Origin of the sequence: Paraburkholderia caffeinilytica (genome assembly GCF_003368325.1) — a bacterium.
In the GTDB taxonomy this organism is placed as follows: domain Bacteria; phylum Pseudomonadota; class Gammaproteobacteria; order Burkholderiales; family Burkholderiaceae; genus Paraburkholderia; species Paraburkholderia caffeinilytica.
The window spans coordinates 3,972,711-3,987,263 of sequence record NZ_CP031467.1; the positions used below are offsets into that span (position 1 = coordinate 3,972,711).

Here is a 14,553-nt window from a genome sequence, read left to right on the forward strand (position 1 = left end):
GATGAGTATGTTGCGCGCGATGCAAAGAACCAGACTGACTATTCCCATGACCGTAACCCAGCGTAGCGTGTGCGTGCTCGCCTTGTCCCTGTTGATGTCGGCGTGTGCGACCCGCCTCGATCAGGCGCCGGTCGTCGACCGTTCCGGCAGCGGCGCGCTCGGCACGCAAGCCGCGCAGCAACCGGCCGTGCCGCTCGGACCGCCGCCGCCTGGCTACTACCGCGTGAAACCGGGCGATACGCTGTATCGAATCGCGTTGGAGAACGGCCAGAACTATCGCGATATTTCGACGTGGAACAATCTCACTAATCCGAATCAGATCGAAGTCGATCAGTTGCTGCGCGTCGTGCCGCCAGGCGCGAACACTGCTGCATTGACGCCGGGCGTGTCGACCGCGCCGATCGGCGGCGGTGGCGCGGTGCAGAGCGCGCCGCTCGGCACGCCGTTGGGCGGTGCCGCGGCGGGCGTCGCGGCACCGCCGATCTATGGCTCGGGAGCGAACAGCGCCTCGCAGACGCCGCCGGCCAACCTGGGCGCGGCGAGCGACGCGAGCGCCGGCGCATCCGGTAACGTCGCGTTCGCATGGCCGGTGCGTGGACCGATGCTCGGCGGTTTCAACGATTCGACCAACAAGGGTATTAATATCGGCGGCGCGGCTGGCGATCCCGTCAAGGCTTCGGCGGATGGGCGCGTGGTTTATGCCGGAAATGGGCTGCGTGGTTACGGCAATCTCATTATCATCAAGCATGATGCAACTTATCTCACGGCGTATGCACACAACCGCGCTTTGATGGTAAAAGAGGGAGATGCGGTGACCAAAGGGCAGAAGATCGCCGAAATGGGCAACAGCGATTCCGACCGCGTGATGTTGCATTTCGAAGTTCGCCGTCAGGGTAAACCTGTCGACCCACTGAAGTATTTGCCGCCTCAATAAGCGATACGACCATGCCGAAATCGAAGCGCCGCCTGCCGCAAGCCGAGTCTGAGACGATTAGCCGCGTCACGCCCGCTTCGGTGGAGGAAAGCGGCGCTTCGGACGTGGAAGAAGACATCGCAGAGGAGCACGATCTCGACGAACGTCAGAGTGGTGTGGAAGAACCCGGCGAGGCTCGCGAAGTCCCGTCCGACGCCGACGATTTCCGCGCACTGCTGCAAGCCGAGCTGACGGCCGACACGATTCAGCACTACCTGAACCGCATCAGCGTCAAGCCGCTCCTGACTGTCGAGGAAGAGCAGAAGTATTCGCGTCTGGCGAAGGCGGGCGAGTTCGAAGCGCGGCAAGTGATGATCGAGCGCAATTTGCGGCTCGTCGTCAGCATCGCGAAGGGGTACCTGAACCGCGGCGTGCCGCTGCTCGATCTGATCGAAGAGGGCAATCTCGGCCTGATGCACGCCATCGAGAAATTCGATCCCACGCGCGGCTTCCGTTTCTCGACGTATGCCACGTGGTGGATTCGCCAGAGCATCGAGCGCGCGATCATGAACCAGGCGCGCACGGTGCGTTTGCCGGTGCACGTGATCCGTGAGCTCAATCAGGTGCTGCGCGCGAAGCGCCATCTGGAAAAGAATTCGATGAATTCCGGCGAAGCCGCCGAGCGCCGCGATGCCAGCATCGACGATATTGCCTATCTGACCGGCAAGACCACCGACGAAGTCACCGACATTCTCGCGTTGAACGAACACACCGCGTCGCTTGACGCACCGCTCGATCTCGACCCGGCGAGCAGCCTGCTCGACCTGCTGTCCGACGACCAGAGCCAGTCGCCGGATGCGGAAGTGCAGCACCGCGAGCTGGAAACGCTCACGCGTGCGTGGCTCGCGCGGCTGTCGGACAAGCATCGCCATGTGATCGAGCGTCGCTTCGGGCTCAACCATATCGAGCCCGCCACGCTCGAAGAGCTGGCCGACGAAATGGGCCTCACGCGCGAGCGTGTGCGCCAGATCCAACAGGAAGCGCTGGTGCGGCTGAAGCGCTTCTTTGCCTCCAACGGTGTTCGGAAAGACGCCGTTCTATAACCTGATGACACCGATTCTTGTTTTCGACATCGAGACGATTCCCGATGTCGCCGGCATTCGCCGCCTCGAAGATCTGCCCGCCACGCTGAGCGACGCCGAAGTCGCCGAGCACGCTTTTGCGGCGCGCCGCGAAAAGACCGGCAGCGATTTCCTGCCGCACCACCTGCAACGGATCGCCGCCATTTCCTGTGTGTTCCGCGACAACAACGGTTTCCGTGTGCGCTCGCTCGGCACGCTGGAAGACGGCGAGGCGGCCCTCGTGCAATCGTTTTATCGCGTGATCGAAAAGTACACGCCGCAGCTCGTGTCGTGGAACGGCGGCGGGTTCGATCTGCCGGTGCTGAACTACCGCGCGCTGGTCAACGGCATTTCCGCCTCCCGTTTCTGGGACCTCGGCGAGGACGACCGCGAATTCAAGTGGAACAACTACATCAGCCGCTATCACGCGCGTCACACCGATCTGATGGACGTGCTGGCGATGTATCAGGCGCGCGCCAATGCGCCGCTCGACGCGCTCGCGAAGATGTGCGGCTTCCCGGGCAAGATGGGCATGGACGGCAGCCAGGTGTGGCACGCTTACCAGGAAGGCCGCATCGAGGAAATCCGCAACTATTGCGAGACCGACGTCGTCAATACGTACCTGCTGTATTGCCGCTTCCAGCTGATCCGCGGCGCATTTTCGGCTGAAGAGTACGCGGACGAGGTCAACCTCGTCAAAAACGCGCTGGCGCTGGAGGCGGCGCCGCAATGGGCCGAGTATCTGGCCGCATTCGATCAATAAGCCGCCTGGTCGTTTTGTAGCGAAGCCGTTCGCCGCACGCTAATGTGATTGAGCGATTGAGTGTTTGAGCGCCAGACGATAGCCGCTGTAGTGCGAAATTGTGCGCAAGGACCGCGGTTCGCTTTATGCTGGTCGTGGTCGAAGCGATTGGCATGCGCGGCGCTTCGTCTACAATCTCGCCTTTCCCCCAAGTTTGTCAGGAAGTCGCAGGTGTCCCGAACTGCCCCCCAACGTCGCTCGCCGAAGCGCCAGAAGGCGCCCGCTCCGGTGAAAGCGCGCGTCATTACCGGCGCTGAGCCGGTCATCGAAATCGTTTCGCTCGACATGGAAGCACGCGGCGTGGGCCGCATCGAGAGCGAAGACGGCACACCCGGCAAGGTGATTTTTGTCGAAGGCGCGTTGCCCGGCGAGCTTGTCAGCTACTCGACGCATCGCAGCAAGCCGAAATTCGAACAGGCCGAAGTCGTCCAGGTGTTCCGCGAAAGCGTGCTGCGCACCAAGCCGAAATGCACCTACTTCGATATCTGCGGCGGTTGTTCGATGCAGCATCTCGATATCCGCGCGCAGATTGCCGTCAAGCAGCGCGTGCTCGAAGACAATTTCCTGCATCTGGCCAGGCTGCGGCCGGAGACGGTGTACCGGCCGATTCACGGGCCGGCGTGGGGATACCGCTACCGAGCGCGTCTGGCCGTCCGCTATCTGCCGGAAAAGGGCGGCATGCGCATCGGCTTCTACGAGAAGAAGAGCAGCTACATCGCCGATATGAAGACCTGCGAGGTGCTGCCGCCGCATGTGTCGGCGATGCTGATGCCGCTGCGCTTCATGGTCCGCAAGTTGTCGATTCACGATCGCATGCCGCAGATCGAGCTCGCGGTCGGCTCGTCGGTTACCGCGCTGGTGCTGCGCAATCTCGCGCCGATCACCGCCGCCGACGAGCAGGTGCTGCGCGATTTCGCCGACGAACACAAGATCCAGTGGTGGTTGCAGCCGGGCGGTCCTGACACGGTTACGCCGTTCTATCCGCTCGACGTGCAACTCGACTACACGCTGCCGGAATTCAACATCCGGATGCCGTTCAAGCCGACCGATTTCACCCAGGTGAATCACGCGATCAATCGCGTGCTGGTGAGCCGTGCGCTGCGTCTGCTGGCCCCCGCCCGCACGGACCGCGTGCTCGATCTGTTCTGCGGAATCGGCAATTTCACGCTGCCGCTCGCCCGGATTGCGAAGGAAGTGGTGGGCATCGAAGGCAGCGAGGTGCTGACTTCGCGCGCGCTCGCCAATGCCGAGTTGAACGGTGTGGCAGGTCATACGTCGTTTGCTTGCCGCAACCTGTTCGAGGTCACCGCCGACGACATGCGTGCGCTCGGTCATTTCGACAAATTCCTCATCGACCCGCCGCGCGAAGGCGCGCTGGCCGTCGCCAAGGCCCTCGCCGAGATCGCCCAGAGCGGCAATGGGCCGCTGCCCAAACGTATCGTCTACGTGTCGTGCGCCCCGGCGACCCTCGCACGCGATGCGGGCCTGCTGGTTCATGAGGCCGGTTACCGGCTGGTGGGGGCGGGCGTGGTGAACATGTTTCCGCACACCTCGCACGTGGAGTCGATTGCGTTGTTCGAGCGGGACTGAGGACGTCGGTCGCCGGCCGGTGTTGCATAGGCTGGCGGTGCCGCACAAACAGAAACGCCACGACCGAAGTCGTGGCGTTTCTGTTTAAAGCAGCGAATCGAGGCTTAGAACTGCCACCACGACTTTTCCTTACCGGGCCTTGCGTGGCCCGTGATATACGGACTGTCGGGGAAGGTGCCGGCCAGAATGCGCTTCGTGTCGTCAGCCATTTGCGGCTGGTTCAGCTTCTCGTACGACAGCATCATGATGTGCAGTGCGTCTTCGATAGCCGGTGCGTTCTTGTATTCCTTCAACGCCAATTGCGCGCGGTTGATCGCGGCAACATAGGCGCCACGACGGTAGTAGTAATCCGCCGCGTGGACTTCGTGCGACGCCAGCGCGTTCACGATGTAGCGCATGCGTTGCGCGGCGTCCGGCGCGTACTTGCTGTTCGGGTACTTGTCGACCACGACCTTGAACGCGTCATACGACTCACGCAGCGACTTCGGATCGCGCTCGCTCATGTCCTGGCCCGAGAAGCGGCCGAACAGACCGAGGTCGTCGTTGAAGTGGATCATGCCCTTCAGGTAGTACGCGTACGCGATGTCCGGGTGATCCGGGTGCAACTGGATGAAGCGGTCGATCGCCTGGTCGGCGGCGGCGTTTTCGTTATCTTTCCAGTTGCAATATGCGACGTTGATCTGCGCTTGCTGCGCAAAGTGGCCGAACGGATCGCGGCCTTCGAGCATCTCGAAATACTTGGCGCATTTGCCGAAATCACCACCGCTCAGAGCGTCGTTCGCCTCCGTATATAATTTGTTGTTGTTCCACGTAGCCGTCTCGTCGGTCTTTTCCGGCAGGCCGTGGCAAGCCGCGACAACGGCGACGGCTGCGGCGCACGCAATGTATCCGGCCACTTTCCGGGCCATCTTCTTGATGACCGCCAAATTGATCGCCGCTTTAGTGATGGTGTTCAAGGCTCGCATTTTCCAGTCTAGCTTTACGTCCAGGTGACCCAGACTCAATGACCCGCTCAAATACTCCAGGCGCCGCAACCGGTGCCGGGAATAGCAACAAAGATTATAGCGTAAGCGCTGACCCCTCCGACGCATTGGGCGTCGACTCGCTCGACGACGACCTTGGCAGCGACGCGCTTGCCGGCGCCGGCCCGCAAAGCATGGTGCCGACGGTGGCGAGCCGCGTGGCGGACGAGACGCCGCGCAGCGTCGTCGTGCCCGACGAACTGGCCGGCGAACGCCTCGACAAGGTGCTCGCCCGAGTCTTTCCGGAGTTTTCACGTAACCGTCTGCAAAGCTGGATCGAGTCGGAGCGGGTGCGCATCGACGGCAAGCCGGCCAAAATCCGCCAGCCCGTGCCGCTCGGCGCGACCATCGAGCTCGTGCCCGATCTGCTGCCGGAGCAACTCGCGTTCACGCCCGAACCGGTGCCGCTCGAGATCGTCTACGAAGACGACACGCTGGTGGTCATCAACAAGCCGGCCGGCATGGTCGTGCATCCGGCGGCCGGCAACTGGAGCGGCACGGTCCTCAACGGCCTGCTGTATCGCTATGGCGACGCCGCTGCCGGGCTGCCGCGCGCCGGTATCGTCCACCGGCTCGACAAGGAAACGTCCGGCCTGATGGTGGTGGCGCGCACGCTCGAGGCGCAGACGGACCTGGTGCGCCAGCTCCAGGCGCGCACGGTGAAGCGCCGCTATCTCGCGCTGGTGTGGGGCAACATGCCTGAAGAAGGCACGATCGACGCGCCGATCGGCCGCGATCCGCGCGAGCGCACGCGCATGGCGGTGGTGACGAGCGCATCGGGCAAACCGGCGCGCACGCATTTCCGGCGCGTGGATACGGCGATCTGGCAGCGTCAGCCGGTCACCGCGATTCATTGCGATCTGGAAACCGGCCGTACCCACCAGATTCGCGTGCATTGCGCGCATATCGGCCATCCGCTGCTCGGCGACCCGGTGTATGGGCGCGCGCGCGGCAAGCGCTCGGTGACGCCGCTGCCGGACGGTTTCGCGCGTCAGGCGCTGCACGCGTGGCGCCTTGGCCTGATCCACCCGCAAACCGGCCGGACCATGCAATGGCGCGCCGATGCGCCGGAAGACATGCAGGTGCTGTCGGCGGCGCTGGGTCTCGGGCGCGACGATGCAGGCGAGTTCGACGAAACGTACTATGAGGAAGACGACTACGATGCTTCGCCGGGCGACGCTTCGCTGGACGACGATATCGATGAAGACGGCGTACACGTTGACGGCGATCACGACGAAGACCACGACGAAGACCAGGAACACGACGAGGACGGTCCCGCATGAGCTTGCCCGAGCTGAGCTTTGCCGATGTTGTGCAACCCGCGTGGAATGTGTCGCCGCGGGTGCGCGCGCTCGTCACCACGCGCAACGGCGGCGTGAGCGAGCCGCCGTTCGGCCGCTGGCACGACGGCGCCGATCAGCCCGGCGGCCTGAATCTGGGGATGAAGGCCGGTGACGATCCCGTCGCGGTCGCCACCAACCGCGCACGGCTGCTGAGTCTGGCAGGCGTCAGCGAGGCCGCGTGGCTCGAACAGATTCACGGCGCCGGCATCGTGCGCGCCGAAGATGTGCTCGCGCAGGCGCACGCAAGCGGCACGCCGACACGAGCGGACGCCAGCGTCACCGATCGGCCCGGCACGGTGTGCGTCGTGATGGTCGCCGATTGCATGCCGGTGCTGCTATGCGATGAAGCGGGACGCGCGGTCGGTGCAGCTCATGCCGGCTGGCGTGGGCTGGCAGCGGGTATCGTCGAGCAGACCGCCCAGCGCGTCGCCGATCTCGCCGGCGTGGAGGCCGCATCGTTGCATGCCTACCTGGGGCCGGCGATCGGACCGGACGCATTCGAGGTGGGTGCAGATGTGCGTGACGCCTTCATGAACGGCGTGGACGGCGCGCAACGCGAAGCCACCGCGAATGCATTCATTACGCATCCGCAAAACCCCGGCAAATATCTCGCCGATCTCGCGGCGCTGGCGCGCTTGCGCTTGCGGCGGCTCGGCGTGACGCGCATTGCCGGCGGCGATCTGTGCACGGTCACGCAACGTGAACGCTTCTATTCCTATCGCCGTGATCGCGAGACAGGGCGCATGGCCGCGCTGATCTGGCTGGACGATCACGCGCGGACGCTCGCGGACCAGGCGACGCATTAAGTCCGGCACTCAATCATCCTCGCACGGCCCTATCGAATGGTGCTTCGCTTTGCCAGCACCATCATATGGCCGTGCGGCGGCTCGCCGTTGCATCGATCCGTGCGATGTGTTTCAGCAAACATCCGTAATCCGTATGAGGGTTTATTCGGAGGCTTACTGTCTGTTTTTGCTGCGCTGCCGGAATTCACCCACTTGCGCAAAGCTTCCGTTAGAAGTGTCCTCGGGCGAACGGATAAATGCACTTGAATATGCATAAGGCTATGCAATGCGGGAGTTTTTTTGCTTGTGTCGGAATTTACCAGGCCATGTTTCAAAAGCGCGATCTGCTATACAGGGAAAACGATAATTAAAAAACTATCGCACTGCGGCAAAATCGGGAACAAGCATTGACATGCCTTGCGATGGGGAGCAAGAATGTTCCTCACAGCTCCTCGTACATGGGACAGGGCGTGACGAGGTCGCGAGCAATCGCCCACGTGCGCATGAACCTGCCTCTCAACCCGTCCGCAAGGACTCACCGGTCAAAAGCAGGTATGGCAGCATCACATTCCTCAGCTTCTCCCAACACGGACTCCTCGACGGAGCATGCGCAGCAGGCCGGTACGAGCGGCGCAACATCGGCCGCTGGCATGCAGCAGTTATTCGACGTCTGGATGAACGCATGGCGTTCGCTCGGCACGCCGCCCGGCGGCAATGGCATGCCTTTCCAGATGCCGCAAGTGCCACAGATGCCGCAAATGGGCTTGCCGCAGATGCCGTCGTTTCCCGGCATGCCTGACTTCAGCAAACTGGCTGCGGGATCTCTGCCGTCATTGCCGTCATTCGCCGGACTCAATATTCCGAATGCCGCAATTCCAGCCGAGCGTCTGCAAAAGCTGCAAGCCGATTATTCGCGCGAGGCAATGGAGTTGATCCAGCAGGCGGCCACCTCCACGACAAAGGCCCCCGAACTCAAGGACCGCCGCTTTAGTTCCGACGCGTGGAGCGCGACCCCGGCCTATGCATTTACTGCTGCGTGGTATCTGTTGAACGCGCGCTATCTGCAGGAAATGGTCGACGCGCTCGAAACGGAACCGAAGATGCGCGAGCGCGTTCGGTTCGCGGTTCAGCAGTGGACCGCGGCTGCGTCGCCGAGCAACTTTTTCGCGTTGAATCCGGAAGCGCAAAAGACCTTGCTCGACAGCAAAGGCGAGAGCCTTCGCCAGGGCGTGATGAATCTGCTGGGCGACATGCAGCGCGGCAAGATTTCGCAGACGGACGAATCGCGTTTCGTGGTCGGCGAAAATCTCGCGAACACCGAAGGCTCGGTGGTGTTCGAGAACGACCTCATTCAGTTGATCCAGTACAAGCCACGCACGGCCACCGTGCGTGAGCGGCCGCTGCTGATCGTGCCGCCTTGCATCAACAAGTTCTACATTCTCGATCTGCAACCGGAGAATTCGCTCGTCGCGCACGGGCTCGATTCGGGGCATCAGGTGTTTCTGATTTCGTGGCGCAACGCGGACGCATCGATCGCGAGCAAGACGTGGGACGACTACGTCGGCGAGGGCGTGCTCAAGGCGATCGAAACGGTCAGCAAGATCAGCGGCCGCGAGCAGATCAACACGCTTGGTTTCTGCGTGGGCGGCACCATGCTCGCCACGGCGCTGGCGGTGGCGGCCGCGCGCGGCGAGCATCCGGCTGCGTCGATGACCCTGCTCACCGCGATGCTCGACTTCTCCGATACGGGCGTGCTCGACGTATTCGTCGACGAGGCACACGTGCAGATGCGCGAGCAGACCATCGGCGGCAAGAACGGCGGCGTGCCCGGACTGATGCGCGGCATCGAATTCGCCAACACGTTCTCGTTCCTGCGGCCCAACGATCTGGTGTGGAACTACGTCGTCGACAATTACCTCAAGGGGCGCACGCCGGTGCCGTTCGATCTGCTGTACTGGAACAGCGATTCGACGAGTCTGCCGGGACCGATGTATGTCTGGTATCTGCGCAACACGTATCTCGAGAACCGTCTGCGCGAGCCCGGTGCGTTGACCACCTGCGGCGAGCCGGTCGACCTCTCGAAGATCGACGTGCCCACTTTCATCTACGGTTCACGCGAAGACCATATCGTGCCGTGGCAAACCGCTTATGCGTCGGTGCCGCTGCTTTCCGGGCCGTTGAAGTTCGTGCTCGGCGCGTCGGGCCATATCGCGGGCGTGATCAATCCGCCGGCGAAGAAAAAGCGCAACTACTGGACGCTGGAAGGCGACGTCAGGACCTTGCCGGAAAGCCCGGACGAATGGTTCGATCAGGCGACCGAAGTACCCGGCAGCTGGTGGCCTGAATGGACCACGTGGCTCGACCAGTATGGCGGCAAGAAAGTGAAGCCGCGCGCCGCGGCCGGCTCGGCCGAATTCCCGGTGATCGAACCGGCGCCGGGGCGCTACGTGCGGCAACGGGAGTAGGCTTCAGCGCGCCTGAAGGCGCGGTGGTTTGGCGGTAAGAATGCGCGTCCGGATAGGCAAGGGCGCATGAGCAACATGATTTTTAACTTGACGGGCTGCGGCGTATGTAGCCGATGTCCCGGAGGATATGGAAATGACTGATGTTGTGATCGTATCGGCCGCCCGTACGGCAGTTGGCAAATTCGGTGGGTCGCTGGCGAAGATCGCCGCGCCCGAACTCGGCGCCACAGTGATTCGCGCCGTGCTCGAACGGGCAGGTCTGAAGCCTGAGCAGGTCAGCGAAGTCATTCTGGGTCAGGTGCTGACGGCAGGCTCGGGCCAGAACCCGGCGCGTCAGTCGCTGATCAAGGCAGGGCTGCCCACGGCCGTGCCCGCCATGACGATCAACGTGGTGTGCGGTTCGGGCCTGAAGTCCGTGATGCTGGCGGCCAACGCGATCATCGCGGGTGACGCGGACATCGTGATCGCCGGCGGTCAGGAAAACATGAGCGCCGCGCCGCACGTGCTGCCGGGTTCGCGCGACGGTTTCCGCATGGGCGACGCGAAGCTGATCGACTCGATGATCGTCGACGGCCTGTGGGACGTCTATAACCAGTACCACATGGGCGTGACGGCGGAAAACGTCGCCAGGGAATACGGCATCACGCGCGAGCAGCAGGACGCATTCGCGGCGCTGTCGCAGAACAAGGCGGAAGCCGCGCAGAAATCGGGCCGCTTCAACGACGAAATCGTGCCGGTCGAGATTCCGCAACGCAAGGGCGAGCCGCTGCGTTTCGCAACCGATGAGTTCGTGCGTCACGGCGTGACGGCTGAATCGCTCGCGGGTCTGAAGCCGGCCTTCTCGAAGGAAGGCTCGGTGACAGCGGCCAATGCGTCGGGTCTGAACGACGGCGCGGCGGCGGTGCTGGTGATGTCGGCGAAGAAGGCTGAGGCGCTTGGCCTCACGCCGCTCGCGCGCATCAAGGCGTACGCCACCTCGGGTCTGGATCCGAAGGTGATGGGCATGGGCCCGGTGCCGGCCTCGCGCCGTTGTCTTGAACGCGCGGGCTGGACGCCGGCCGATCTGGACCTGATGGAAATCAACGAAGCGTTTGCCGCACAGGCGTGCGCCGTCAATCAGCAAATGGGCTGGGACACGTCGAAGATCAACGTGAACGGCGGCGCGATCGCTATCGGCCATCCGATCGGTGCGTCCGGCGCCCGGATTCTCGTCACGCTGCTGCATGAAATGCAGAAGCGCGATGCGAAGAAGGGTCTGGCGTCGCTGTGTATCGGCGGCGGCATGGGCGTGGCGCTGGCGCTCGAGCGCGCTTAACGGGCCGAGTCCCGGGCCTCAATCTGTTTGGGGCGCGGGCAGCCCCAAGCAGGCTCAAGTGGGTTTTAGCAGTCGGTAAGCAAGGTTGCCGCGCGTCGCATTGCAGCAAGTGGCGCGTGGCGAGCAATGGCCTCGTCGGCCGGTCGCCCGGCGGCAGCGGAGATGAAGCACAGGCGAGGGAAGAGGCAGCCGGTCGGCACCTCGAAAACGAAAAACGGAGTGTAGTTTATGACACAGCGAATTGCGTACGTAACGGGCGGGATGGGTGGCATCGGCACCAGCATTTGCCAGCGGCTGCACAAAGAGGGCTTCAAGGTAGTCGCAGGCTGTGGCCCGAACTCGCCGCGCCGCGTGAAGTGGCTCGAAGAGCAGAAGGCGCTTGGCTACGATTTCATTGCGTCCGAAGGCAATGTCGGCGATTGGGAATCGACCAAGGCGGCGTTCGACAAGGTCAAGGCCGAAGTCGGCGAGATCGACGTGCTGGTGAACAATGCCGGTATCACGCGCGACGTCGTGTTCCGCAAGATGACGCACGAAGACTGGACGGCGGTGATCGACACCAACCTGACCAGCCTCTTCAACGTCACCAAGCAGGTGATCGACGGCATGGTCGAGCGTGGCTTCGGGCGCGTCATCAACATTTCGTCGGTGAACGGCCAGAAGGGGCAGTTCGGCCAGACCAACTACTCGACCGCGAAGGCCGGTATTCACGGCTTCACGATGTCGCTGGCGCAGGAAGTGGCCACCAAGGGCGTGACGGTCAACACCGTGTCGCCCGGCTACATCGGCACCGATATGGTCAAGTCGATCCGCCCGGACGTGCTGGAAAAGATCGTTGCGACGATCCCGGTGCGCCGTCTCGGCCAGCCGCAGGAAATCGGCTCGATCGTGGCATGGCTTGCCTCGGACGAATCGGGTTTCTCCACGGGCGCGGATTTTTCGCTGAACGGTGGTTTGCATATGGGCTGAGTCACCGGCGCGCCGCTCACAAGGCAGCGCGCTTTGGCTCAGATGGTTCCGGCGGCGTCCCGGTAGCACAATTGCCCGATTGTGCGCCGGCATGACGCCGTTTCCGCGCTCAACTCGCGCTCAAAGGCGTTACATGACCACTACTACAAAGAAAACAGCCGAACGATTGATCAAGAAGTATCCGAATCGCCGGCTCTACGATACCGAGACAAGCACGTACATCACGCTGACGGACGTCAAGCAGCTCGTGCTGGATCAGGAGGATTTCAAGGTCATCGATGCGAAGAGCAACGAGGATCTGACGCGCGCCATCCTCTTGCAGATCATTCTCGAAGAGGAGAGCGGCGGCCTGCCGATGTTCTCGTCGTCGATGCTGTCGCAGATCATCCGGTTCTACGGCCATGCCATGCAAGGCATGATGGGCACGTATCTGGAGAAGAACATCCAGGCCTTCATCGACATTCAGGCGAAGCTCGCCGACCAGTCGAAGAATCTGTACGAAGGCAAGGCGATGAACCCCGAAGTCTGGTCGCAATTCATGAACATGCAGGCGCCGATGATGCAGGGCATGATGACCAGCTACATCGAGCAGTCGAAGAACATGTTCGTGCAGATGCAGGAACAGATGCAGAACCAGGCGAAGTCGATGTTCGCCACTTTCCCGTTCACGCCAGGCGGGCCGGTGAATGCGGCCGGAGGACCGGCCACGCCGGCCAATCCGCAAACCAATCCGGAGCCGGAGAAGAAGTAACGGCACGACGCCGGCGCGGCGAGCGCATCGTTGCGCGGCGGCCGCGCGGCTGCGGCGCGGTGGCGTGCCCGTGGCGCCTGGGGCGCCGGGTACGGCCACGGTGGGCCCGGGGCGGGCGCTGCCGTGTGCAAGCGGGCGGGCGCGGTACAATCGCGGGTTGCATGCGCTGGCGCTGCCGTGGGTTGCGGCCCTCGTGACCCTCATGATCCCACCACCCTCAGGCGATGCAGCGCCGTCCCCATTTGCCACCGTCGTCACCGATGTATCCCCGCCCCGCCTATGCCGCAGACCCGTTTCCCGACCACCTCCATACCTTCGATTCCGAGGGCCGGCTGTGTCAGCTTTGGCTGACCGCAAGATTCGCAAAAGCAGCTTAGGCACCGTTCTCACATGAGCCGGCTGTTTCTTGCGCCCATGGAAGGGCTTGCGGACTACGTGTTGCGCGACGTGCTGACCAGCACGGGCGGATTCGACGGCTGCGTGTCCGAATTCGTCAGGGTGACGGGTTCGGTGCTTCCCGAGCGTGTCTACGAGCGGGATACGCCTGAAGTTCTCCACGGCGGCCGCACGCCCTTCGGCACGCCGATGGTGATCCAGCTGCTCGGCAGCGATCCTGAATGGATGGCGCTGAATGCGGCCCAGGCGGCCAGGTTGTCGCCGCATGGACTCGATCTGAACTTCGGCTGTCCTGCCAGGATCGTCAACCGGCACGGGGGCGGCGCGATGTTGCTCGCGCATCCTGAACAGCTGAACCGGATTGTCTCTTCCGTTCGCGCCGCGGTGCCTGCCGGCATCGCCGTGACGGCAAAAATGCGGCTCGGGGTGTCCGATACCTCGCTCGCAATCGACTGCGCCACGGCACTGGCGGAAGGCGGCGCGGCCTCCCTCGTCGTGCATGCCAGAACGCGCGACCATGGCTACCGTCCGCCGGCTCACTGGGACTGGATCGCGCGCATCGACGACGCCGTGGATGTGCCGGTCACCGCCAACGGAGAAGTCTGGACGGTGGCCGACTGGGAGCGATGCCGGGCGGTCAGCGGCTGCGCGGACGTGATGATCGGGCGGGGCGCCGTGTCGGATCCTTTTCTGGCTGCGCGCATACGCGGACTGATGGAGCGGACGCCTTCCGGCGAGGAATGGCCGGCCGTGCTGGGTTTGCTTGCTGACTACCTGAAGAAATTGCAAGCTCGTGTCGCAGCACGCCATGAGCATGGACGCGTCAAAATGTGGCTCAGCTATCTGAAACGGACGTGGCCGCTGGCGGCCGATCTGCACGCAGCCATCCGGCGCCTGCACGATTCGCGCGACATTCTGGACGTGATCGAGCGCGCCCAGGCATTCAGTGGCTTGATGCCGGCACATCGATACGCGGCCCCCGGTTTGTCCGATCCGGCAACGCCAGGCCGCCAGGCCGACTGCACGGTCGCCGGCGCGGTACAATAAAGGGTTGCGTGCGCTGGACGTTGTCCGGGCTGTG

12 protein-coding genes are annotated in these 14,553 nt (G+C 63.1%); 11 read left to right on the forward strand and 1 reads right to left on the reverse strand.

The window, feature by feature from the left end; translation table 11 throughout:
• Position 1: 1 nt before the first annotated feature.
• The 4 genes from DSC91_RS34060 to rlmD all read left to right on the forward strand — a co-directional run bounded on the left by DSC91_RS34060 (position 2) and on the right by rlmD (position 4,426).
• Positions 2-934 carry a peptidoglycan DD-metalloendopeptidase family protein gene (locus tag DSC91_RS34060; RefSeq protein ID WP_115782872.1) on the forward strand — a complete coding sequence of 311 codons (933 nt, stop codon included), beginning with the start codon at positions 2-4 and terminating at the stop codon, positions 932-934.
• Positions 935-945: 11 nt separating this feature from the next.
• The gene (gene rpoS, locus DSC91_RS34065) at positions 946-2,016 is read left to right on the forward strand and encodes an RNA polymerase sigma factor RpoS (RefSeq protein ID WP_115782873.1); all 1,071 of its coding nucleotides are present in this window, start codon (positions 946-948) and stop codon (positions 2,014-2,016) included.
• 4 nt (positions 2,017-2,020) lie between these two features.
• Complete coding sequence (locus tag DSC91_RS34070; protein WP_115782874.1) at positions 2,021-2,797, forward strand: 3'-5' exonuclease; 777 nt, start codon at positions 2,021-2,023, stop codon at positions 2,795-2,797.
• A 210-nt stretch (positions 2,798-3,007) separates the two neighbouring features.
• Positions 3,008-4,426, forward strand: coding sequence for a 23S rRNA (uracil(1939)-C(5))-methyltransferase RlmD (rlmD, locus tag DSC91_RS34075; RefSeq protein WP_115782875.1), 1,419 nt, complete (start codon positions 3,008-3,010; stop codon positions 4,424-4,426).
• Positions 4,427-4,530: 104 nt separating this feature from the next.
• On the opposite strand, the gene DSC91_RS34080 is transcribed toward rlmD, so the two are convergent.
• Positions 4,531-5,334 (reverse strand): outer membrane protein assembly factor BamD, encoded by an 804-nt coding sequence (locus DSC91_RS34080; RefSeq protein ID WP_162831534.1) that lies wholly within the window; start codon positions 5,332-5,334, stop codon positions 4,531-4,533.
• 95 nt (positions 5,335-5,429) lie between these two features.
• On the opposite strand from DSC91_RS34080, the gene DSC91_RS34085 reads away from it, so the two are divergent.
• From DSC91_RS34085 to DSC91_RS34115, 7 genes are all read left to right on the forward strand, one after another.
• On the forward strand, positions 5,430-6,731 hold the full coding sequence (locus tag DSC91_RS34085; protein WP_115782877.1) for an RluA family pseudouridine synthase: 1,302 nt from the start codon (positions 5,430-5,432) through the stop codon (positions 6,729-6,731).
• Positions 6,728-7,597: a peptidoglycan editing factor PgeF gene (gene pgeF, locus DSC91_RS34090; RefSeq protein WP_115782878.1), complete on the forward strand. Its 870-nt coding sequence runs from the start codon at positions 6,728-6,730 to the stop codon at positions 7,595-7,597. Before DSC91_RS34085 ends, pgeF begins: the two co-directional genes overlap by 4 nt.
• A 629-nt stretch (positions 7,598-8,226) precedes the next feature.
• Entirely contained in the window at positions 8,227-10,041 is a 1,815-nt protein-coding gene (phaC, locus tag DSC91_RS34095; RefSeq protein ID WP_162831535.1) for a class I poly(R)-hydroxyalkanoic acid synthase, read from the forward strand.
• Between the two features lie 133 nt (positions 10,042-10,174).
• Positions 10,175-11,356 carry an acetyl-CoA C-acetyltransferase gene (locus DSC91_RS34100; protein ID WP_115783609.1) on the forward strand — a complete coding sequence of 394 codons (1,182 nt, stop codon included), beginning with the start codon at positions 10,175-10,177 and terminating at the stop codon, positions 11,354-11,356.
• A 228-nt stretch (positions 11,357-11,584) separates the two neighbouring features.
• Positions 11,585-12,325: a 3-ketoacyl-ACP reductase gene (locus DSC91_RS34105; RefSeq protein ID WP_054039485.1), complete on the forward strand. Its 741-nt coding sequence runs from the start codon at positions 11,585-11,587 to the stop codon at positions 12,323-12,325.
• A gap of 133 nt (positions 12,326-12,458) precedes the next feature.
• The gene (phaR, locus tag DSC91_RS34110; RefSeq protein ID WP_115782880.1) at positions 12,459-13,076 is read left to right on the forward strand and encodes a polyhydroxyalkanoate synthesis repressor PhaR; all 618 of its coding nucleotides are present in this window, start codon (positions 12,459-12,461) and stop codon (positions 13,074-13,076) included.
• A 390-nt stretch (positions 13,077-13,466) separates the two neighbouring features.
• Positions 13,467-14,519, forward strand: a complete 1,053-nt coding sequence (locus tag DSC91_RS34115) for a tRNA dihydrouridine synthase (RefSeq protein ID WP_115782881.1) — start codon at positions 13,467-13,469, stop codon at positions 14,517-14,519.
• Positions 14,520-14,553: the final 34 nt, after the last annotated feature.